Origin of the sequence: Luteolibacter arcticus, from assembly GCF_025950235.1 — a bacterium.
GTDB classification, from domain to species: domain Bacteria; phylum Verrucomicrobiota; class Verrucomicrobiia; order Verrucomicrobiales; family Akkermansiaceae; genus Haloferula; species Haloferula arctica.
Genome location: NZ_JAPDDT010000004.1, coordinates 12,230 through 33,827 on the forward strand (window position 1 = coordinate 12,230; position 21,598 = coordinate 33,827).

The window sequence follows — 21,598 nt, forward strand, 5'->3', positions numbered from 1 at the left end:
CCGTGAGAAAGCGACGTCGATGGGTACGGCGCGGCGCAGTCCTGCTCGCGGGAGTGGCTGCCTTGGGCATCATGGCCGAATGGATTGCAGGCCGGGTGGTCGAACGCCGTTTTCACGAAGAACTCGCTGAACAGGGCTGGACGCTCGAGCGAAGTTCCGCGCTCTGGAACCCATGGCATGGACTAATCCTTAACCATGTCAAACTCCGGCGAGGTGCCGAATCTCCTGTCCTCGGGGCGGAGCGAGTCGCTGCTGACTTCCCGCTACTGGGAGGTGCCGGCGGCAGCCAGTGGAGGATCGGCCCCGGCGAGCTGGTGCTGCGTGACAGCGATGGAGAGATTCGCTTGCAGGAGGTCGATCTGAAATTCGATGCGCATCCTGGAAAAATCGAAGTGACCAAGGCCGAGGCTCGCCACGAATCCCTCGTCGTCTCCACCACCGGCACGATCCTTTTGGAATCCGGGAAGGGACCTTCTCGATACGAGCCTGACTTTTCCGCTCTTCGCGGGACCTTGGCGGTGCTGAAAATGAGTTCGGATAAGTTTCGCATGACCGGGAGTTTCTCGGTCGATGCCCGTGGCAGCGGACCACCACGCTGGAACGCGGACCTGAAGGGCGACGGAACCGTGACGAGCTGGCACGGCATTCCCCTGAGAAGCGTCAGTGCTGCAGCCGGCATGTCCTCGGAGCAGTCCACAATTACGGCAACCCTCGTACTTCCCTCGGGCAAGTCGGACTTCAAGGTGACCAAGGCAGACTGGGGTATCTCACCCTATCGTATCGATGGGACCCTGAAAGATGACGCCGGGCGAACCGACAACTTCTCCGGAAGCTACCAGCCCGAGGCCAACCAGTGGAATCTCGATTCCCTGTCAGGACCAGCCGACCTATGGCAACTCGCGCAAGACATCCCGTTGGTTGCTGCCAAATTGCCGGAGCAACTGCGCTGCGAGAGCTTTCCCATCATTCGTGTTGAGAAAGCCCGTTGGACCCCGGAGAAAGGTTTCGCGGTCAAGTCGGTGGCGACTTCCGGCAAGGGAAGCTTCACGATCGATCAGGGCGACCGCGAAATTCAAATCGAGAAGATCAGCGGCGGGTTTGCGTACGACGATTCAACTTGGACACTAAATGGATTATCCGCAGACGTCTTCGACGGCCGGGTCAGCGTCAGCGGCCGATACAAGGATCCGGTGTTAACAGCCGGAAAGGTCACAATCGAAGGGATCAGCCTGGCCAAGCTTAAGGAATGGTCCGGCGAGGAGGCCACTGGCAAGGGCCTCCTCTTCGGAAGCTACAGCGGCAGCGTGGACACCGGGGACAAGACCCTCAGCGGGAAAGGCAGCCTCCGCCTTGAGGACGCGCCCGTCATCGAAGTGCCTTTGCTCGACCAAGTCTGGCAGCTCTTCACTGCCATGATTCCGGGGGTGAAGCGCGCCAGCAAAGGCGCGTTCTATGCCGACTTCGTCGCCAACTCGAACTTGGTCGAAGTGCCAAACTTCAAAGCAACCGGCGGTTCACTCACCGTCACCGCAAAGGGAACCGTGGATCTGAAGCGACGCCGTGTCGATGGCGTCGCCCGGGGCAAGCTGGACGGCCTCCCTGGCTTGGTCACTCATCCCCTGAGCAGGCTTCTGGAGATGGAGGTATCCGGCCCTTACGATGACATCCGCGTGAAGCCCTTGGGACCGCCGAAGCTCGTATCGAATGCCGCCTCCGCCACGGTCGGAGTCGCCGTGGAAACGATCGAAGAAGCAGGCAAGATCTCCGGCACGGTGATCGTCGAGAGCATCAAGCTTCCATTCCGCTGGCTTCAAAAAAAGGCCGACGAAGGAGCTCCCCGATAGCCCGGCTCAAGGCCTGAACGGCTCATCCAGCACCGGCGCCACCGGATCCGCCGGCCCGGCCACCGTATAGAGGTCGATCGCCAAGCTCGTGAGTGACCGGTCGTCCGCCTCTTTCTCCGCCAAACTCGTGGCGAGTAGCGCTTCCACCGCCTCGTGTCCCAGGACCCGGGCCAGCGTGCGTGCCGTCCCGTAGCCGCAGATCAAAAGGTGTGCGACCCTTTGGGCGACGATGATCAGACGGGCATCGGAGATCACCCCATCCGTTTCGTCGCCTAGTATTTCGTGCGCCGCTTTCACCAGCTCCTTCATCGGCGCATGCACCCGGCCGCGCGGCGTAATCCCGAGCATCTCGGCGATCTCTTCGATGCGCTCGATGTGACGCTTGGTCTCTCGAGCCTCCCGGCGGAAATGTTCGGCCAGCTTTGACCGCGACGAGCTGCGGATCATCGCCGGCAATGCCAGTAGCCACTGCCGCTGAGCGCTGAACAGCTCCTTCAGCTCCGCCGCCAGAACGTCGTCGAACGTCTTCATCCCACCCCGTATCCCGCAATCGATGTGCCACCCGCTCCAGATTGATCGTCAAAGGGCCGTCTCTCAGAGGGATTGCACCTTCCCTCCGGACAATTGCATGACGCACGCTCAAAAACCCCTTCACGCTACCGGCTCTTTTTCTCGGGAAAGTAGGCGGAGGAGTAGGCAAGGGCTGCACTCAGCCGCAGCCCCTGGTCATTGATAAAGCCCTGCGCCGACGCCTTGAGCAGCTTATCCGATGCCGGGTCCCGTTGATGGTTCCTCTGCCATCGCCTTGGTAAATCATGATCCACCTGAAATCTCTCGCACAAGCGACACCGGCAAGTGCTGCGGCTCGATCGACTTCCAGCTCGCCGGTTCCTTGACAGGTTCGCGGATGGTGAAGCCACGCGGACCCATCTCGGCCAGTTCATCCCATTCGACCGGCATCGAGATCGGGGCACCGGGACGGGCACGCAGCGCCCACGGCGCGATACACGTCGCCCCGCGGCCATTGCGCAACCAGTCGATGTAGATCTTCCCGGAGCGCTTGCTTTTGGACGAGGTGATGATGAAGCGCTGTGGATTTTTTTCCGCCACCTTGGCAGCCACCGCCTTGGTGAAAGGCTTCATGAAATCCCAGCCGTGCTGACGCTTGATGTGCATCACCACGTGGATCCCCTTTCCCCCGGAACTCTTCACGCGCGTCTCCAGCCCGTAGTCCGCCAGGCAGTCACGCAGCAGGAACGCCGCACCCAGGGTTTCTTTCCACGGCACCTTCTCGTCCGGGTCCAAGTCCCATACCAGCACGTCGGGCTTGTCCACCAGCGGCAAGCGACTCCCCCACGGGTGCAGTTCGATCACGCCAAACTGCGCCAGCGAGATCAACCCGGCCACATCGTGGATGAAGAGGATCTCGGTGCCGTCATCCAGAGTCTTCACCTTCACGTGCTCCGGCACGTGACTCTTGAAGCTCTTCTGAAAGAATTTCTCGCCCGCAATCCCCTCCGGCGTGCGCAGCAGCGCCAGCGGCCGGTCAGCCACATGGGGAAGCATCAGCTCACCGACCCGCTCGTAGTAGCGAGCGACCTCCAGCTTGGTCACGCCGTCATCCGGGTAAACCACTCGGTCGGAATTGCTGATTTCGACACCCGCCACGACAGACCCGCGTCCACCTGTCGCCTCCACCGGATCGACATGCACCTCCGACGCCGGCTTGTCCTCGCGCAAGGACACGAAGCTACCTTGGCGGATGGCGCCATCCCTTGTCAGTTCGGCGAAATCCACTTCCGCCACCAGACGAGGTTCAACCCACGTCACCCCACGTTCAGAGGCGGGAAAAGGAGCCCGGCTGGTGGCCAGTGGCTTCATCTGTTTCAAAAGACGATGGCGGCTCTGGTCGGTGAAACCCGTGCCCACCTTGCCGCGCGGCACCATCCGGCCGTTCTCAACCGACCCTAACAGAAGAGCCCCGAACGCCGGACAACTCCCTTTCGGTTCCGTGAAGCCACAGATGATGAACTCCTGCCGCGGCCGGCACTTCGATTTCGTCCAGTCGCGCCGGGATTCGGGCTGATACGTGCCATGCGATCGCTTGCTGATGATGCCTTCGAGGCCGAGCTTGCAACTCTGCTGGAACAGTTCCACCCCTTCGCCAGACGGCCACGTTTTTGATCGCCGCACGGGGCCGGTCTCCTTGGGCACGAGTTTCGCCAGGTGCTCCAGCCGCTTGGATAGAGTTAGGCCCCGAAGATTGCGGCCATCGAGGTGAAGAAGATCGAAAGCCACGAAGTCGATGCCCTTGCCCGACTTCAGAGCCTCCTGCAAGGCGCCGAAGCTCGACCGGCCCTTGCTGTCGAACACCACCGCTTCGCCATCGAGCACGAAGTCCCCGCCCTTGAGCGCTTCCAGTCGCTTCGCCAGCTCCGCGAACCGTGCCGTCCAATCCAATTGATTGCGGGTGAACAGTCGCACCTCCCCTTTCTTCCGCACGGCGATCAAACGATACCCGTCGTACTTCAGCTCGTGAAGCCACTCCTTGCCCTCCGGAACCGTCGTCACCGGACGTGCGAGCTGCGGCGGCACGAAGGCAGCGACCTCACTCTCCGGCTCGGCTTCCAAGGCCTCCGGATGCGTTGCGGGATCGAGCTTCCGGAGCAACCAGTTCGGTTCCTCGCTCATTCGCGCTAACAGATACGGCCCGCTCAACCGCTGGCCGTGCAGCGCGAACTTCATTTTCCCCTTCGCGAAATCCTTCCGCCAATTCTTTTCCAGTGGTTCCCAAGTGCCCTTGTCCCAGATCGCCACGTTGCCCGCGCCATAGTTGCCCTCGGGGATCGTCCCCTCGAATCCGCCATATTCCAGCGGGTGATCTTCCACGTGCACAGCCAGACGCTTTGAAGAAAGCTCCTCCGGAATCCCCTTGGGCACCGCCCAGCTCACGAGCACGCCATCAATCTCCAACCGGAAGTCGAAATGGTGCGACCGCGCGTGATGCTCCTGCACGACGAAGCTGTTCCCTGCTTGCCGGGCCTTCTTCCCGCCCGGTTCGGGAGTTTGGCGGAAGTTCCGCTTCTCCCGGTACTTTTTGAGGGCGGCGCCCCGCTTGGTGGATTTGGCAATGGCCATGAGACCGCTTTCGCACATCCCGTTCCAAAGAATCCGTCATGCCGACTTGGCCTTCTTGCGTGCGGTTTTCTTGGCTGCTTTCTTCGCGGCCTTCTTGGCAGCGGGCTTTGCCTTCGCGGTCTTGCTAGGAGTCGTCGCCGGCTTCTTGCCCAAGCTGCGTTCCAGATAATCCGCGAGGTCCACCACCTTCCCACGAGCAGGTTCTTTCTCACCGGCGTCGCTTTGCTTCACATCCTCGACGGTCTCGCCCGTCTCAATCTTCTTCTCAATGAAGGTCATCAATGCATCGCGATACTCATCATGGTAGTCCTTGGGATCCCACTTCGCCGCCATGTCGTGAATGAGACGCAGGGCCAGATCCATCTCCCGCTTGCCGACATCGGCTTCCTCGGAGGAGGGCAAGTCGAGCTTCGACACGGCCCGGATCTCTTGCGGGAATCTCAGCAGCATGAGCACCAGCGCATCCTCCCGGACGAACATGGCCGACAGGTACTCGCGCGTACGGATGACGACCCGCGAGATGCCGGCCTTGCCCGTCTTCCGCAAGGCCTCGCGCAGTAGCACATACGCCTTCCGTCCGCGCTTTTCAGGCTCCAGGTAGTAGGGCTTGTCGAAAAGCAGCGGATCGATGTCATTCAAATCCACAAAATCGCTGATACCAATCGTCTTGGTCAGCTTCGGCTGCACGGCTTCCAGGTCTTGGTCGGACAGAAGGATGAACTGGCCCTCCTCATACTCGTAGCCGCGCACCATGCGGTCCCACGGCACCTCCTCGCCGGAGTCGGCATTCACGCGTTCATAGCGAATGCGCGCGTGATTCTTGCTGTCGACCATATGAAGCTGGACGTCTGGCTTCACTTCGGCCGCGGTGAGTGAGACCGGAATGTTTACCAGCCCGAACTCGATGGCTCCTTTCCAGATTGAACGTGGCATGACTTCTCTTTCGCAGACGCCGTGCCCGCTTTGCTGAAGCGGCGCGATGCCCCTCCACCCATGCAATTTGCCGTGCGGAGAGGCGCATCGTGCCACTTCGCCAACGTCGAGGGTTCAGTGGCGCTCCATCTGAACAGGCTGCAACCATCGCCCCCACGCAGGATGGCGGCGCTCACCTAGCATTGGCCCGCTGCCTGCGGAAAGGGTGGTGCTATGAGAGCTCAAAATTTTCCACAAACCGATCGACCGGAGAGGAATGCCGAAGAAGCGCCTGCCACGGAAACCCGCGACGCGTCCACCCGGCACGCCCACTGGGACGAACTCCACGCTTCGGGTAATGGCACCCGCCATTTTCTGACGAATCTCCGCCGAGGAATCTCGCGGCGACCGTGGACCGACATGGCGGTCGCTGCGGCGGCCGGATTTGCAGCCGGATGGTTGTTGTCGAGTCGCCACCGGTCTCACGCGTTGCGCGACCTTTTCATCGGCTCGCTGCTGCCGGCCGCATCCAAGAAGGCTCATCACGCCTACGACGCGGTGAGGGGTAACGATACAATCCGCGAGCTGGGCCACCAGTTCGATAAACTCAAATCCCGCTGGTAACCATGCAACCTTCCGACTCCCCAACCGGGCCAGTGACCTCCACAGCCCTCGCAGCCCTCGACCGACAAGCCAGGCGAGGTGCCGAATACATCGCCCGTCATCCTGCCGCAGGCATCGCCGCCTGTTTTGGAGCGGGCTATCTGGCAGGCAAGCTGCCCATCTTGCGCTTCCTCGCCGGGACCGTCCGCGTGGCGATCCCGCTGGCTCCGCCCTTGCTGGCCGTATTAGGTGCCGCCCGCGTCTGGGATCTTGTGGCACCGCCTGACGGATCGGTTGCCCCCCCTCCACGGGAGGAGGGCGAGGCGCTGAACCAACTCTTGGCGATGGCCTTGGCCAGCCGCGAAAGCTACGGGAGGGCCGCCCCGCGCTTCGATGGGGAGGATCGCCGCTTGGTCGAACATCTCCGGGCCGTTCACGACGACGCCGTGCGCCTTCTTAAAAAGGCGGTCCAAGACGCAGGGGTCTTCCCTCTGCTCGGAAATTCCCCTTGGGATGGCCTGGTCGATCAGCTTGCTCATGTATCAAGCGGACGCTTGGCTGATTCCCCGCTCTTCTCACTGATGCTATCCGCGGAAGAGTCTGCCGTCCGGACCTTCGAAGCTGCGTTGCTCGACCCTTCATTTGACGAAGAGAAGAAGACCCTGCTCCGGCGGCATCTCCTCCCGCGAGCCCAAGAGAACGTGAACAGCCTGCTTCGGCAGCGTACACAGGAGTTACCCCAGCTCGCCACGGTCACGCCTTGAACCCATCAGAGCTTATGAAAGCCAACCAAACTCTCGGAGCCAGCGGCTTTGCGATTCTTGCCCTTCTGGCTCCTTTCCTCAACGCCCAGGAATCCACCTCTCCGCTCTCGGCGCACTCGTCATCGGCGGAGATGAAAAAGCTCGTCGCTATCATTCGGCCCATCGGCAACAGCAATGTCCGGGGCAGCGTCGTCTTCGACAAGGTCGACGACGGCATCCTGATCAACGCCAAGATCGGCGGCCTGACGCCGAATGCGCATCACGCGATCCACATCCACGAGTTTGGCGATCTGGGCAGCGAGGACGCCTCCAGCGCCGGGGATCATTTCAATCCCGGAGATCATTCCCACGCCATTCCCGACGAAAGCGAGCGCCACGCCGGCGACTTGGGCAACCTGCAGGCGGACGGCGACGGGAATGCCGTGCTGACCTTGGTGGTAAATAATATCACCTTGGATGCAGGCAAACGCGGGATCATCGGCCGCGCCGTCATCGTTCACGCCAAAGCCGACGATGGAGGCCAACCCTCCGGGAATGCCGGCGATCGGATCGCCGCCGGTGTGATTGGAATTTCCAAGGATGCCAGACCCGAACCGGCTCCACCAACTCCCAAGCCCCCTGGCGAAGGCAAGCCCGCGGAACCGGAACAAAAGGAGACTCGTCCCACGACACCCGACACCGACGTGTCGGTGGACGAGTAACATCGTCGCAAGAAGAACCCATCGCCAGTTCACCTCAGGCTGCCGCGCGTAGCCAACACCCACAGACCAATGACAATATGACAACCACTCTTCACTCCGAGGTATACATGCGGGACGGCCGCGGCGGGTTTCTTCTCAGGGAAGGCGCAGAGGTTTTGAACGATTGGGGCGACGGCTGCCTCATCCGTTCGGACGAACTGGTTTCCACCGAGCCCGCCGATACCTGCTTCGTCGCAGAGGGTGATGCACTCGTTGCGCTTCGCTTTCCGCAGCTGCCGGTCGGCGTGGGCCCCTTCGAATATCTTGCGGAAAAGGACTACTCTGATATCCGCATCACCTCGATTTTCTGAGCAATTGGCAGGGAGCCAACGCCGGGATCGGCTCCGTCAACTTCCGGTTCGCGTGTATTTCTTCTTTAGGAAAAAGCCTGCGGCCAGCAGCACCGCCGACATCCCCACCAGGGCGTAGATTACCCAAGGCTTGAGGGTGTTGACCGCACTGCCCGCGCCGATCGGGATCACGCAGAAGAAAATGTAGATCGGCGCACCGACCCACAGGTAGATGCGGAATGGGACGTCAGTGAGAGCCAACAAGTAGAGCTTGGGCGCATAAGGTGGGCCATGAACGGCCGCGAAGAGCGCGGTGAACCACGCTTGATGCTTCGGGTCGATTGCCGGAATCCCGTGGCCGGCGCGACCAAGACGGTTCCTCAGCCGCTCGCGAAACAAGCCATGGGTGAGCCGGAAGGCCACGACATGATGGAAGAGGATAGCTCCCGCGGCGACGGCCATGCCCCCTCCAAAGCCAAAGCGAATGCCCGCCACTACCAGCATCGGAGTGATGGGAAAGCCGATCAATGGCAGCATGAAGAAGGCGAGGACAAACAGAGGCAGCGAGAGCCCCTCGGCAAAGGCAACAATGGATTCGCGATTCAAGTGGTCGCGGTAGCTCCACAAGGCGATGCCAGCGGCAACTAGCAGGAGGATCGAGACCACCAGCTTCTTATGCTGTCGCAGCCGGGTGGTCAGAGTCATCGGAGCGTGAGTTCCGCGCATAGCGGCAGATGATCGGAGGCGATCCTGGCCACCGGTGAAAACGGCTGGTCCACCCCCTCCACCGTGAAGTGTTCGCTGACGAACACATGGTCGATCCGGAGCAGCGGACAGGCCGAGGAGAAGGTAGGAATCGGGACGTGACCGGGCACCGCCAACTGGACGTCGCGGAACCGCTGGCGCAGCCGCTGAAGGGCCCGTGAACGAGGTCCCGAATTAAAGTCGCCAGCCACCACTACCGGCTCGTCGGCTGGAACAGTGCCCAGCCACCGTTCGCCTAACAGCTCATCGGCTTGTCGCACGCGTTCGGCGCGCCCCAGCCCGAAGTGGGTGTTGACGAAGTGAAACGGCTTGCCGCCTTCCGGCTCGACCTTTACCCAAATGGCACCCCTCGCCTCGCGGAACAGTCGCGGGTCCGCTTCGGTGAGATAGTCCGCCCGAATCGTCGTGAAGGGATGGCGGGAAAAGAGCGCGATTCCATAGCGCTCGCGCTGCTCCTCGAACATCGCGTGAAACACATGGGTCATGCGCAGATGATCGGCGATGAGCTGCGCCTGGTCGTAGCCGCGGCTGCGCAGTCGATGACAGTCCACCTCCTGCACTGCGATGATGTCAGGATCGAAGTGATTGATGACCCGCGCGACGCGCTCCGGCCGGACCTTTCCATCGAGGCCGACGCAACTGTGGATGTTGTAGGTCATCACGCGAAGGGGCAGCTCACGATCACGTTGCAAGCGTTCCGCCACGCGCTCCTCGCGGGTGCCGTCCCGCCCCAAGAAGTGTAGCCCGATTTTGCGCAGGTCCTCGCCGCGCACCCGGGTGCCCGTGGCCGGTAACCGCGCATGATGCCAGCGCCGGATCCGGTCGGGCACCAGCAGGAAGCCGCGGGTTTCTTCGGACCCGGGACCACAGTGCGCCCCGTTCTCCATCGGGAAGCTGAGAGGCTCTCCTTCGGGATCCCAGCCGGAGATGAGGAGGTTTCCGGCATTCGGATGGAAGCACAACGCCACGAGATCCTGCGTGACCTCCGCGAGAAACGGATGGGATGCACCCAACACTTCGGCCGCGTGCGTTGGCAGCGACCATTGACCACGGCCATTGAACGCCCGAACGGTGCCGTCTTCCTGAGGCAGCAGCACTAACGGAACGCCCGCCGATTTAACCAATTCTAATGCGTAATTCTCAAGCTCCTCCGAAGCCAAGGGCCGGGGCAGGTAGATGTGCCCAAGCGGCCCCATCGCGGTGACGATGATCTGGGACTCCGGCTGCGGAGTACCGCTGGCGACCGAATCGGACTGCATGCCCATGAGATTCCGGAAGCGCCCCATGGTATCACCTAGCAGTTCGGACCTCCTGCGCATCCACACCTCGGTGCCAGCCATGGGCCCGGTGGAGAACACCTCGGCCACGGCGGAGTGGAGCTCCCGTCCATACTTCCGCTCGTAGGGAATCGTGTGCTCCTGGCCATGGTCGGAGTGGACGATGACCTCGTAGTCGCGATAGGCGGAATGATCACCGGCGCGAAAGATGTCCCGAATCGCTCTGTCGATCCCCTTCAGCGTCCAGTGGGCAAAGGCGGATCGAGGTCCACGACGATGGGATTGCTCGTCATAGCCGAGGAAGTTGCCGTGGATGACGGGAACCCCGCGCTCGATATCCAGCAGAATGCGGAAGCGGATGGCTTCCCGGAGCAAGATGCAGACGACCACGCGGGCAGGCACGAAGATCAATTCGCTGAGGACGTTCTCCCGCTCGTAAAATCCTTTCACCGCGTCGGCCAGGGCGATCGCGAACTCCAGCAAGGCAAGCCCCGCCATGCGCAACAGCTTGGGGAGATAGACAAGGCCAAGCACCAGCCACTTGAGCGGATTGACACGCCGCACCAACTCCGTCGATGCGAGATCCTGGGAACAGTAGCGGGAAAAAGCGGTCCCGGCGCGATAGATGTTTGAGTAGCCACAACCGCCTTCCAAGAGCGGTTGCTCGCCCCGCTCACGGAGCTCCGCTTCGATCGCGGCCGCAGACTCGGCCTCATACATGCGCATCACCTTTCCGGACTCGCGATGAAGAAACTGGAATCCTGGAACAGCGGCACGCACTCCGTAGAAAATCTCGCCTTGTACGGCAGGCGTCGTAGATGGCACACCCGAGTAGAAGCTCTCCAAGGTGAAGTGCCCCCGCCTCATGAGCTTCGAGAGGAATGGCAGGTTTCCCTTCTCGATCGCGTATTCGAATTGGCTGCGGGAAAGTCCGTCGATCTGCAGGATGATCAATCCGGGATGCTCCGCTTCGCCGACAGGAAGCTTCACGCCGAGGAGACGCGAAGCGAGACGGGTGCGGTTCACAACGCGCCGCAGCCAGCGCAGACGGGCGGTGATGCGACTAATCAAGGCGGGCTTCGGTGGCTGGAGTTTCGATCACCGCTGCCGTCACGGCGGAAACCTTGGCAGCCAGCAGTTCCCATTCAATTTCGATGCCGGCCACCAGGCGATCCCACGAACTGTTCTCCGGCGCCTCAGGCCGTCGCTGTGCGGCGACTAGCTCCGTGTAGCACGCGATCATCTGATCGGTGCAGCGGACCGTATCGTAGTCCTTTGCCGAGAGGCGCGCACGACCCGCCATGTTCCGCCGCAATGCCGGGCTGGACACCAACCCGAGCAAAGCCTGGCTGAAGTCCTCGGGGCTCGCATCCGCGGGAAGTAGCGAGCCGTTCTCGCTATCGCGCACGATTTCCCGCACACCAGGCCCTTCCAGGGCGACGACCGGATTGCCGGCAGCCATTGCCTCGGCGAGGACGATGCCTTGGGTCTCGGTCTGCGAGGCGAAGACGAAGCAATCCATGGCCGCATAGGCGTCGCACAGGTCCGAGCCGGTCAGCTTGCCCGGTGCATGGATGCTGTCCTCCAAGCCCGCCTCGGCGAAGCGGGAGAGCATTTCCTCCCGGGCATCGCCATCCCCTACCAGCAGGAAGACCGTGTCCGGACGCTCCTGGAGGCAGGGAATGAGCGCATCCGTGAGGAACCTGAGGTTCTTTTCCGCGGCCAGCCGTCCCACATGCCCGATCACGGTGGTGTTCTTCCGGAACTTGGCCCGCTTCCGGAAGCTGGATCCCACGCCCGTTTCGAAGGCACCGGTATTGATCCCCGTGGCAATGGTCCGCACGGGAGTGGTTACTCCCCGGCCTAACAGCAGGGCGGCGATACTCTCGCTGGGAGCGATCACCGTATCGCACAGGTTGCAGTAGTCGGTGGCAAGCTGGATGGCCATGCGCTTGAGCGCGTCCGAGTCAAGCGGCACGTAGTGGGTGTAGCGCTCGTAAAGGGTATGATGGGTGAAGACCACCGGCACCTTCATCTTCCAACCCTCGCGCAGTGCGGCATCGCCTAACAGGAAAGGATGGTGACTGTGAATGAGATCCGGCTGGAAGTCTTCCATGAAGTCCCGGATGATGTTCGGCATCGGCAAGCGGACGCAGAAGTCGCTGCCGTTGAAATTCTGGATCGCCGGTACCCGCAGCACGTGAGGCGAGGGTTCCGCGCCAGCAAACTCCGGAGCAATCACCCGGACCTCATGGCCGCGGGCGCGACACGCCTCCTCCAATGTCTGCACGGAACGGGCCACCCCGCCGACATGCGGCAGGTAGGTATTGGTGAGCATGGCGATCTTCATATGGACTCCAGGGAAAAGACGCGTTGGCCTCCATTGCCAGCGATCGAGTGATAGCCCGGAACGGCGACGATGACCTGCGGTGGCCGCTCGTGCCATTCGGCTTCAAGCGTGAGCTGCTTCGCCTCCAATCGTACCGAGACAGGGCCCCATGGCGTGAGCGTCGGACCAAAGCTCACGGTACCGCCGAGCCACTCTGGCAAGATACCCGACCCGATCACGAGGTGGTCGTCCTCCTCCCGCACGAAGCAATTGCGGATCATCATCAGCCATTCCGCAGCGGCCCAGCCGTGCTGACCGTCGCCCATGCAGCCGCCATGGGTGATCGGATGAATGGCTTCAGGCCACTGGCCGGTCGGCGAAGCCAACTCGGCAACACGGCGGATCAATCCGATGAATCGCCTATCGCCGGCGCGCAAGAGGGTCTGCGCAAGATCCAGCGTGAGATAGGCATTGATCCCGGAATGGATCATCTCCTGGAAGAAGCCCCCGCCATGGAAGCAGTGGTCTAGCAACCAGTCGAGCGTCGCCATCATGCGTGGTGCCCCGCCCGGGTAAAGTTGCAGCGGATAGTCAGCGACCATCGAGCCGATCGCACCAGCATCCATGCGTCTCGCGGGGGCAGCGGGAATCGCTCCCTTGGCCCGGCGCTCGGGAATCGACTCGATGCTGCGGGTAATGTCTGCGGCGAATTCCGCGGCCAGCTTCTCGGCTTCATCCGCAGCCTCATGCTGGCAATGACGTCGCCATTGCTTCGCCATTTCCTTCAGCCCACCCCATGCCCAGAAGTCATCCCAGTAGTAGTAATCATTCGGCCCGAGGTGCTCGGCGCTGAAGCCGGCGGGTAGCAGACCACGGGTACCAGCGGGATCATCCTTGGTAAGACGCTTCCTCGCCAGCCAGCGTACCGCTTTCCGCAGTGCCCGATCCAAGGCCGGTTCCGGGGGACGGTGGGAAAGCGCGCACTGGCGGGCAGCAATCCACAGCACCTGCCCATTCGAGTCCCACTCCCCTTCCTGCGAAAGGAAGTAACCGGTGGCCGTCTGACGCGCCGCAAACGTGCCGATGATCCGGTCGGCCGCGTCGGACAGTCCGAGTGTGAGCAGCGGGTGGAGCATCAGGCAGGCATCGCGAAACCAGAACCGCCGGTAAGTGTAGGGGCCGGGGACCAACTCGTCCGCGGACAGCAAGAGAACGGTGCGCATCGCCGCGTCGTAGAGGAACTTCATGCGGGCATCGCCGATCTCCAGGGCCGCGGTCCCCTTCAATGCCTGCTGCCACGAGCGGTTGGGCGCAACGGTGCGGCCCAGATCGCGTTCCAACGAAACCGACACACCCAGCTCCCGCGGCTGCCCCGCATGGATCCGGAAAAGCGCGGCAGCGGTCGCCATGCCCGTGCTGCAGGTGATCTCCCGTTGATCGACGTCTCCCGGCAGATTGAGGTAAACATCCCCATCCGCGTAGTGGGCCATCCGCAGTGAAATCGGAGCCTCGCCCAAATCCACGGTCGCCTCGTCATTCACGCGAAAGGCCTTACCGGACGAGTCAAGGGCGATGCGTTGGATGAACTGGACACCTTCCGGGTTATACGGACGGACGGCAACAACCAGCCACCCGTCTTCCTGCGTCAATGCGCGCACATTCGTGCATACCTTCGGTGGCTGGCCGGCTTCGCCCGTCATCCGGGTTCCCAATTCCAGTTCCATGCCGTCCAACTGACAACGGGTCTTCACCTGCAACCCCTCCCCAAGCTCAAGCAACTGCGTCACCGCATGGTCTTCCAGCTTGCTCGGCAGGAGGCGCTTTCGCGATTCCGTGACGATCCAGAAGTCCAGCGACCAGCCATCGTGGAGCGGCGTCACCAGCCCATGCGGATCGACAATCGGATAGACGGCGACATCCGGCAGCCCGACCGCCGTCCAGTTGCGGTGCGTTAGATTGATGTGGCTGAAGGAAAACGCACGCGGGACGAAAGAGCGGCTAGCGGGATTGAACTGACGTTCCACCCAGAACGGCCACACCCAGTCGAGGTTGTGTTGGATCGCCTTGGCGTTAACCAAGCCGCGGGCATGGAACACGATCCCGGCTCGCAGCAATTCGAACGGCTCGGCGACCTCCGACGGCTGCGCGAAGCCACGGATCCGAGCCAGTATGGTCGCCGGATCCAGCACCCCGTAGCGGCGTGCAGCATGCTTTACGAAGAACCTCCATGGCAGCAGATTTAACATGAACTCGTCTAGATCGCAGTTCGTGTTCCACCGGCTGATTCCTTGTTCCAAGGGACCCGGCAAAGTGCCACAAATGCGAAGTGCAATTGCTGGAACCGTGCGGCGTGCAATCCTCCCACTCCCGGCCCACAGCAAGGAATTCTGCTCTAACCGCAGGATCCCGATGGGGCCAAACGCTCCGAAACGCTGGACCTTCATTCACCCTCCCGCCAAAGTCCTCCGACCATGGAATCTGCCGATCTTGGCCACCCGCTGATTTCTCACCTTCCGATCCCCCGGAGCCGCCTCGGGGCAACTGAAGGCGAAGAGATTGGCAAGCGGCCGGACTCACAGATCAATGTCCTCAGCGACGCCCGCTTCCGCCACGTCTATTTCCGCGGACTCAACCCGGTGGGAAGCAAAAGGAAGAACGACGCCATACGCCCCCCCCAGCCCCCTGCGCTCACCGGACCCCAGTCGCCCAAAGATGCCGACACCCGATTTCTTCGCCGGATCCTGGCTCAGGCCGGCCTGAGTCCGGCACTCTACCGCGCGGCACCGCTGGTCAGGCGCTTGCCTGCCTGCCTGCGCGCCCTCCGGGTGGAATGTTCCGCAGCTGCGGAGCGATTGTTGGCCGCCAATCCCGCACTGGTGTCCAAGGCACTGGAGTCGCTGTTGATCGGGACCACCGAATTGTTCCGCGATCCCGCCATCTTCACGCAATTGGAGCATCACGTCCTTCCGCAGATCGTCCAGCGCGCTACTCCCCCGCGCATCTGGAGCGCGGCGTGCTCCGATGGCGCAGAGCTCTACTCAGTGGCGATGCTGGTGGCGAAACTTGGCGGGCTCGATGGCAGTCATTTGTTAGGCAGTGATTGCCGTCCCGAGGCCATCGAACGGGCCAAGCGTGGCGTGTATCCACCGGGAGAACGTGCGCTGCCTGCGGCAACCGCCCGGCATTGGCAGGTGCTCTCCGACGACCGGATCGCGATGTCGCACGAAATGCGCCAAGCGGTGAAGTGGGAGCAGGCCGATCTCCTCGCTCCCCGGGCATTGGGAACCTGGGATCTCATCCTTTGCCGCAACCTCGCGATCTACCTGGAGCCGATCGCCGCCGACCGGCTCTGGATGCGCCTGGCGGATGCGCTGGCACCCGATGGGTTCCTGGTCGTGGGCAAAGCCGAGAAGCCCCGGCTGTCATGCCTGCGCCGCATCGCTCCTTCGATCTATTGCAAATGCACCCGTCTTCAACCGAGTTCATGAACCCTCCCCCCTCCCCGGATGCAAGGCCACCTTTTTGGCTCGCGGCACTGACTTGCGCGATGGCGGTAGCCTTCTTCGCATGGATGCGGCTCGTCGTGTTTCATGACCGGATCTTCCCCTTGTCGGTGGTTCTTCCCCTGCTCTTGTGCCTGTGGAATCGCAACCGGGGACTTCTTCACGCGATGGCTCTGAATCCTCGCGGCAGTCACCGCGGTGAAGGTCCTGATGATCCTGCCAGATGGATCGTTGCCGGTGGCTAACAAGTGGTTCTGGCTGGCTTCAGAATGGGCAAACCTCGGGGTGGTGACTATTGTCGTCCATTGCTTGATCGGCGTCCGCGATCGGTTGGACGACAAGCGACGGCGACTCGAGGTGCTCAATGTCGAGCTGGAGCAGAGCAATGTGGAGCTGGCCGCGAGGGAGGAAGAGATCGCCCATCAGAACGAAGAGTTGCAGAGCCAAACCGAGGAGCTCGAGCAGCAATCGGAAGAACTCCGCCAGCAAGCGGAAGAACTGGAGCAGCAAGGATCGGATCTCCAGGAGCTGAATCGTGAATTGATGCGGCGTGAGAAAGGACTCGAAACATTGCTCCATTCCGGCCGCTGGATGCGCGGCGACATGAGCGAGTCCTACGTGATGAGCGGCGTGTGCCAAGCAGCCCTGCAGATCTTGGACGATGTGGCCGTGGCCGAGGTGGTCGCCGTGCGGAAGGGTGCCTATGAGGTCTGGGGCGATTGCGGATTCGGAATGCGGGGGCGGATGGATGACGGCATCACCTTCGAGCAGGCCTTCGGCTGTCTAGCGGCGGAGAGCGAGCGCACGGCCGGCTTGGACGACATCCGTCAGCGCAGCGACCTGAGATTTCCGGCGTCACGCGCGGGGCGCCCGTTGGTTGCCGCCATCGCATCGCCGGTTTGGTACGAGGGCGAGGTGGTGGCCACGCTTTGCATCTACAGCGTGGAGCCCAGGGAATGGACGGAGCATGACTTCAGCATCACCGAATGGCTCGCCTCGCAAGGTGCACTCGCGCTCCAGTCGATCCGCGTCCAAAAGGAACTCGAGACGCGACGACGCGACGCCGAGAATGCCGCGCTTCAGAAGAGCCAGTTCCTCGCCGCGGTCTCGCATGATGTCCGCACACCGGCGAACGCGATCTCGCTGCTCGCCGAACTCGTCGAGCGGGCAACCACGGACCCACAGCAGTCCCACCGCATACCGGAACTGGCGCGGAGCTTGTGGGCGAATGCCCGCTCACTCGTGGATCTGGTGAGTGATGTGCTCGATCTCACCCGGCTCGACTCGGGAGCGGCCGACCTTCACCTCACCGAGTTTCCCCTGCTAGAACTGATCGACGCCGAGGTCTTCCAAGCGGAGACGACGGCGGTTGGCAAAGGGTTGACCATCGCGAAGGTGGTGCCCTCGCACTCCGTGAGGCTCTTGACCGATCGCACCAAGCTCAAACGAGTGATCGCGAACCTGTTGAGCAACGCGGTGAAGTTCACCGAGCGAGGCGGTGTCCGGGTCGAGTGTACCGTCGGCGAAGAGGTCCGAATCTCGATCGCCGACACCGGGATCGGCATTCCCGGTGATGCCGTGGACAAGGTCTTCGATGAATTCTTTCAACTCCGCAATCCCGAGCGAAACCGCGAGAAAGGCGCGGGTCTCGGGCTTGCGATTTGCCGGCGTTTGGTGGCCACTCTCGGATGCACGCTTTCGCTGGACAGCGTCGTGGGAGCCGGTTCGACCTTCACCCTCATCATTCCGAAAGAGCTGGTGGCGAAACCCGTCATCGCCGATGCGGAGAATTCTCCGGAAGCCCGACGTGACCACCGCATGCAAGGACTGCGCGTGCTATTGGTGGAGGACAACCAAGTTACCAGGGCCGCCGTGGAAGAACTGCTTTCCGGTGAAGGAGCGAAAGTCACCGCCGCGGGCGACGGGCAGTCCGCTCTGGCTTTCTTGGAGAATGCCAATTTTGACGTACTATTGTTAGACTTGAACCTCCCGGACATGGACGGAGCAGGCGTGCTCCAGCGAGTGTCCGAATCCGGCCAGGTCCTGCACCGCAAGATCGTGATTTCCGGAGATGCGCGGCCCGAGCGGCTGATAGAGGTCACGAAACTTGGAGCCGACGAAGTCCTCGCGAAGCCGGTAAGCTTGGCGAGGATTCGTGCGGCAATCCTGAAGGATGGTGCCTCTTCGGATCAGAATGGATTGTCCACCACCACATAGCCGCCGGAGCGAGACTGGTAGTAGACGTCACCGGACTGATAGTAGCGCTGTCCCTGCCGGGTTACAACCCGGTGGCCGCTCGGGAGTTCCCTCACGACGGTGGTGTTGGTCCGGGTAGTGGAACCGTAGGGCGAATCCACGACGACGTAACCACTTCCTTGGGGCCGGTAGTAGCGGTCGCCATGGGTATAGTATTGGTTTCCGCTGATAGTGACGGTGCGGTAGCCACTAGGGAGCGTCGTGATCACGTGGCTTGACCCGTGATTGTGCCCGTAGTCCGGCGTGGCAGACGTCGGGGTTTCGTGGTAGCTGCAACTGGCAAGGGCTCCGAATGCAAGAGCAGCCAGCAGGTTCAAACGATGGTTTCGTTTCATGGCATCATTATGTGTTTTCGCCGGGAGTTCTACCCCCGCCTGACCATTGCTATCGCAATTGGAATGCCGGGAGCCAAAACCCCGTCAAACGACGCTTTATCAAGGGCTGCGGGCGCATGCCACTTGCACATTGCCGGAACTGCCCTTGCGGATTGCATTCAACGGTCCATCGCCGACCGCAGAATGGCGGTGCCTACGCCTGCTTGCGCCACATCTCCTCCAGCGCGCCGAAGTGCTGGAGGACATCAAGGATCAGTTCGGCACCGAGCTTCGCGCAAGCGGCCCGGCCTTGGATGGCGGGGAGCAGTGCATGAAGGACGATTGAGCTGCCTTCGTTCGCGCCGCGTGCATTCAGGTCGCCGGTCTCCAGTGGAGCCAGACGTCCGCCGTTCCCGCTGTGATGTTGTAGGTCGATGACTGGCGGCGGAAAGCCGGCTAGCTGAAGGATGTCAGCGGCAAGATAGAGCGAAGCCTCTTCCGGAGAAAGGCGGAAACTCAGCCCTCCAGTCGTCGGGTCGTCGTGAAGGACCAGCAGGCCGTCATAGCGCTCTGTGGCAAGTTCGCGGCTGAGGATGGCGCGGACTTCCTCTTCCGCGGCGGGCGCACCCGCAGCCCACGCAAGCGGATCCGCCAGAGGAAAGGCTACCAGCTCGGTGTGGTAATGATTCGCCGGGGCCTGCAGCAGCCGCAGGGTGGCGTGAAAGACAGCGTCGGTGCTGCCGCGGTCGTACGGGCTGAGGCCCGCAACAACCAGCAAACGGCGGCGAACTTCGCCGGTGGGCCGGAGTACGGTCTTCACCACCGGCCAGTCAGTGCCGCCGGAGTGGATGGTGGATGGAATGCTGACCAACAGCTCGGGGACATCGAGCGCCATCTCGAAGTACGGCGCGAGGATATGGCGAACCTCCGAAGTCGAGGGCGGCGGAAAGAGCGGTTTCATGGCGAGTGAATGGTGGGATCGGGTTTGTGAGCTTTGGTGGAAGGTTTCGGCTCGGGAAAACGCAGGCCGACGATGTCGCCGTTTTCCAATGCCATCTCGTCGACCTGTTCGCGGGTTGCCCAGACCTCGATCTCCCGGCGGCTGCCGGTCTCCGGCACGACGCTGAGACGGGCGAAAGGACCGGCGACGAAGAGGTGGCTGACCCGGCCGGCGACGCTCACGCCTTCCTCGGCAGCGAATTTCAGCTCGATCTCGTGTGGCCGGACATAGCGGCCATCGTCGAGCTTGTTCACTTCGCCGAGGAACTCGTAAACGAAGGAGGTACGAGGTTCATCGTAGATCCCCTGCGGCGCGCCGGTCTGCTCGATCCGCGCGTTGCGCATGACCACGACCTCGTCGGCGAGCTCCAGCGCTTCCTCCTGGTCGTGCGTGACGAAGAGAGTCGTCAGGCCGATCTCGTCGTGGAACTGGCGCAGCCAGCGACGCAGGTCCTTACGCACCTGGGCATCGAGCGCGCCGAAGGGCTCGTCGAGCAGCAATACCTTCGGCCGGATGGCAAGGGCGCGGGCGAGGGCGACGCGCTGGCGCTGGCCGCCGGAAAGCTCGTGCGGGCGGCGTTTGTCGAGCCCATCGAGCTTCACCAAATGGAGCAACTCCTTCACGCGGGCATCGATCTCGCTTTTCGCCGGCCGCTTCGAGCCAGGCAGCACGGTCAGGCCGAAGGCGATATTGTCCGCCACGGTCATGTGCTTGAAGAGCGCGTAGTGCTGGAAGACGAAGCCGACGCCGCGCTTGCCAGCGGGCACATCGGTCACATCCTCACCGTGGAAAAGCACGCGGCCGCTGCCGGGATCGGCGTATTCAAGGCCGGCGACGATTCGCAGCAACGTGGTCTTCCCGGATCCGGAAGGACCTAACAGCGCCGTCAATGAGCCGTCGGGAATTTCGAGCGAGACGTCCTCGAGCGCCGTGTAGGTGCCGAAGGTCTTGTGGATGGACTGGATGGAGACGGACATGGAAGGAGACGCGAGACTTGAAGACGGGAGGAGACGAAGGGATCAGTGTCTCCCTTTCGCCGAGTGGCCGGTGAAGTGTTCGACCGCGGTTTTCAAGCCGAGGGTAACGAGCGCGAGCAGCGCCAACAGCGCGGCGCAGGCGAAGGCGGCGCTGAAATGATATTCATTGTAGAGCACCTCGACGTGCAGTGGCAGCGTATTGGTCTTGCCGCGGATGTGGCCGGAGACCACCGAGACCGCGCCGAATTCGCCCATCGCGCGGGCGTTGCAGAGCAGCACGCCGTAGAGCAGGCCCCACTTGATATTGGGAATGGTGACGCGCCGGAAGATTTGCCAGCCATGCGCGCCGAGCGTGACGGCGGCCTCTTCCTGGTCACTTCCCTGGCTTTCCATCAGCGGGATCAGCTCGCGGGCGACGAACGGAAAGGTCACGAAGACGGTCGCGAGAATGATCCCCGGCATGGCGAAGATGATCTGGATGTCGTTCTCCTGAAGGAACGGACCGAACCACCCCCGCGCGCCGAATAGCAGCACGAATACAAGACCCGCGATCACCGGTGAAACGGCAAAGGGCAGGTCGATCAGCGCAAGCAGGAACGAGCGCCCCTTGAACCGGAACTTGGTGATCAGCCACGCGGCGGCAACTCCGAAAACCGTATTGAGCGGGACGGAGATCAAAGCGGCGATCAGCGTGAGCTTCACGGCGGACAGCGCCGCATCCTCGGTGAGCGATTTCACCAGCACGTCCGTGCCGCGGCGGAAGGCCTCGATGAACACCGCCGCCAACGGCAGAAGCAGGAACAGCGTGAGGACCGTGAATGCGAGTCCGATGAGCAGCCAGCGGACCGGAGCGGACTCAGTGGTGACAGAGCGATAGGCCATCGGT

18 protein-coding genes are annotated in these 21,598 nt (G+C 62.2%); 7 read left to right on the forward strand and 11 right to left on the reverse strand.

Annotated features, from left to right (window positions below; all coding sequences use genetic code 11):
- Nucleotides 1-2: 2 nt before the first annotated feature.
- Nucleotides 3-1,844 (forward strand): AsmA-like C-terminal region-containing protein, encoded by a 1,842-nt coding sequence (locus tag OKA05_RS11020; protein ID WP_264487194.1) that lies wholly within the window; start codon nucleotides 3-5, stop codon nucleotides 1,842-1,844.
- Between the two features lie 6 nt (nucleotides 1,845-1,850).
- Here OKA05_RS11020 and OKA05_RS11025 read toward each other — a convergent pair whose 3' ends face one another.
- The 3 genes from OKA05_RS11025 to ku all read right to left on the reverse strand — a co-directional run bounded on the left by OKA05_RS11025 (nucleotide 1,851) and on the right by ku (nucleotide 5,915).
- Nucleotides 1,851-2,375 carry a DUF892 family protein gene (locus OKA05_RS11025; protein WP_264487195.1) on the reverse strand — a complete coding sequence of 175 codons (525 nt, stop codon included), beginning with the start codon at nucleotides 2,373-2,375 and terminating at the stop codon, nucleotides 1,851-1,853.
- A gap of 282 nt (nucleotides 2,376-2,657) precedes the next feature.
- Nucleotides 2,658-4,982: a DNA ligase D gene (gene ligD / locus OKA05_RS11030; protein ID WP_264487196.1), complete on the reverse strand. Its 2,325-nt coding sequence runs from the start codon at nucleotides 4,980-4,982 to the stop codon at nucleotides 2,658-2,660.
- Nucleotides 4,983-5,018: 36 nt separating this feature from the next.
- The gene (gene ku, locus OKA05_RS11035; protein ID WP_264487197.1) at nucleotides 5,019-5,915 is read right to left on the reverse strand and encodes a non-homologous end joining protein Ku; all 897 of its coding nucleotides are present in this window, start codon (nucleotides 5,913-5,915) and stop codon (nucleotides 5,019-5,021) included.
- A 213-nt stretch (nucleotides 5,916-6,128) separates the two neighbouring features.
- Here ku and OKA05_RS11040 point away from each other — a divergent pair, with 213 nt between their 5' ends.
- The 4 genes from OKA05_RS11040 to OKA05_RS11055 all read left to right on the forward strand — a co-directional run bounded on the left by OKA05_RS11040 (nucleotide 6,129) and on the right by OKA05_RS11055 (nucleotide 8,312).
- Nucleotides 6,129-6,518 carry a hypothetical protein gene (locus OKA05_RS11040; RefSeq protein ID WP_264487198.1) on the forward strand — a complete coding sequence of 130 codons (390 nt, stop codon included), beginning with the start codon at nucleotides 6,129-6,131 and terminating at the stop codon, nucleotides 6,516-6,518.
- Between the two features lie 32 nt (nucleotides 6,519-6,550).
- Nucleotides 6,551-7,261, forward strand: coding sequence for a hypothetical protein (locus tag OKA05_RS11045; protein WP_264487199.1), 711 nt, complete (start codon nucleotides 6,551-6,553; stop codon nucleotides 7,259-7,261).
- Nucleotides 7,262-7,275: 14 nt separating this feature from the next.
- Entirely contained in the window at nucleotides 7,276-7,962 is a 687-nt protein-coding gene (locus OKA05_RS11050) for a superoxide dismutase family protein (protein WP_264487200.1), read from the forward strand.
- Between the two features lie 107 nt (nucleotides 7,963-8,069).
- On the forward strand, nucleotides 8,070-8,312 hold the full coding sequence (locus OKA05_RS11055; protein ID WP_264487201.1) for a hypothetical protein: 243 nt from the start codon (nucleotides 8,070-8,072) through the stop codon (nucleotides 8,310-8,312).
- Nucleotides 8,313-8,348: 36 nt separating this feature from the next.
- Here the strand turns inward: OKA05_RS11055 and OKA05_RS11060 are convergent, their stop codons facing one another.
- Genes OKA05_RS11060 through OKA05_RS11075 form a run of 4 tightly spaced genes read right to left on the reverse strand, consistent with a single transcriptional unit; the run spans nucleotide 8,349 to nucleotide 14,908 of the window.
- A complete protein-coding gene (locus tag OKA05_RS11060) occupies nucleotides 8,349-8,996 on the reverse strand; it encodes a TVP38/TMEM64 family protein (protein WP_264487202.1) in 648 nt (215 codons plus the stop codon).
- A complete protein-coding gene (locus OKA05_RS11065) occupies nucleotides 8,993-11,359 on the reverse strand; it encodes an endonuclease/exonuclease/phosphatase family protein (RefSeq protein ID WP_264487203.1) in 2,367 nt (788 codons plus the stop codon). Before OKA05_RS11065 ends, OKA05_RS11060 begins: the two co-directional genes overlap by 4 nt.
- Before the next feature lie 37 nt (nucleotides 11,360-11,396).
- Nucleotides 11,397-12,683 (reverse strand): glycosyltransferase, encoded by a 1,287-nt coding sequence (locus OKA05_RS11070; protein ID WP_264487204.1) that lies wholly within the window; start codon nucleotides 12,681-12,683, stop codon nucleotides 11,397-11,399.
- Nucleotides 12,680-14,908: a hypothetical protein gene (locus OKA05_RS11075; RefSeq protein WP_264487205.1), complete on the reverse strand. Its 2,229-nt coding sequence runs from the start codon at nucleotides 14,906-14,908 to the stop codon at nucleotides 12,680-12,682. Before OKA05_RS11075 ends, OKA05_RS11070 begins: the two co-directional genes overlap by 4 nt.
- A 225-nt stretch (nucleotides 14,909-15,133) precedes the next feature.
- Between OKA05_RS11075 and OKA05_RS11080 the strand changes: the two genes are divergently transcribed.
- Together OKA05_RS11080 and OKA05_RS11085 are read left to right on the forward strand one after the other, a co-directional pair.
- Nucleotides 15,134-16,150: a CheR family methyltransferase gene (locus OKA05_RS11080; protein WP_264487206.1), complete on the forward strand. Its 1,017-nt coding sequence runs from the start codon at nucleotides 15,134-15,136 to the stop codon at nucleotides 16,148-16,150.
- A 213-nt stretch (nucleotides 16,151-16,363) separates the two neighbouring features.
- The gene (locus OKA05_RS11085) at nucleotides 16,364-18,382 is read left to right on the forward strand and encodes an ATP-binding response regulator (protein ID WP_264487207.1); all 2,019 of its coding nucleotides are present in this window, start codon (nucleotides 16,364-16,366) and stop codon (nucleotides 18,380-18,382) included.
- On the opposite strand, the gene OKA05_RS11090 is transcribed toward OKA05_RS11085, so the two are convergent.
- The 4 genes from OKA05_RS11090 to cysW all read right to left on the reverse strand — a co-directional run bounded on the left by OKA05_RS11090 (nucleotide 18,355) and on the right by cysW (nucleotide 21,594).
- Complete coding sequence (locus OKA05_RS11090) at nucleotides 18,355-18,756, reverse strand: DUF6515 family protein (RefSeq protein WP_264487208.1); 402 nt, start codon at nucleotides 18,754-18,756, stop codon at nucleotides 18,355-18,357. The two genes, OKA05_RS11085 and OKA05_RS11090, sit on opposite strands and share 28 nt — an antisense overlap.
- Nucleotides 18,757-18,949: 193 nt before the next feature.
- A complete protein-coding gene (locus tag OKA05_RS11095; protein ID WP_264487209.1) occupies nucleotides 18,950-19,696 on the reverse strand; it encodes a hypothetical protein in 747 nt (248 codons plus the stop codon).
- Nucleotides 19,693-20,712 (reverse strand): sulfate/molybdate ABC transporter ATP-binding protein, encoded by a 1,020-nt coding sequence (locus tag OKA05_RS11100; protein WP_264487210.1) that lies wholly within the window; start codon nucleotides 20,710-20,712, stop codon nucleotides 19,693-19,695. Before OKA05_RS11100 ends, OKA05_RS11095 begins: the two co-directional genes overlap by 4 nt.
- A 42-nt stretch (nucleotides 20,713-20,754) precedes the next feature.
- The gene (gene cysW / locus OKA05_RS11105; RefSeq protein WP_264487211.1) at nucleotides 20,755-21,594 is read right to left on the reverse strand and encodes a sulfate ABC transporter permease subunit CysW; all 840 of its coding nucleotides are present in this window, start codon (nucleotides 21,592-21,594) and stop codon (nucleotides 20,755-20,757) included.
- Nucleotides 21,595-21,598: the final 4 nt, after the last annotated feature.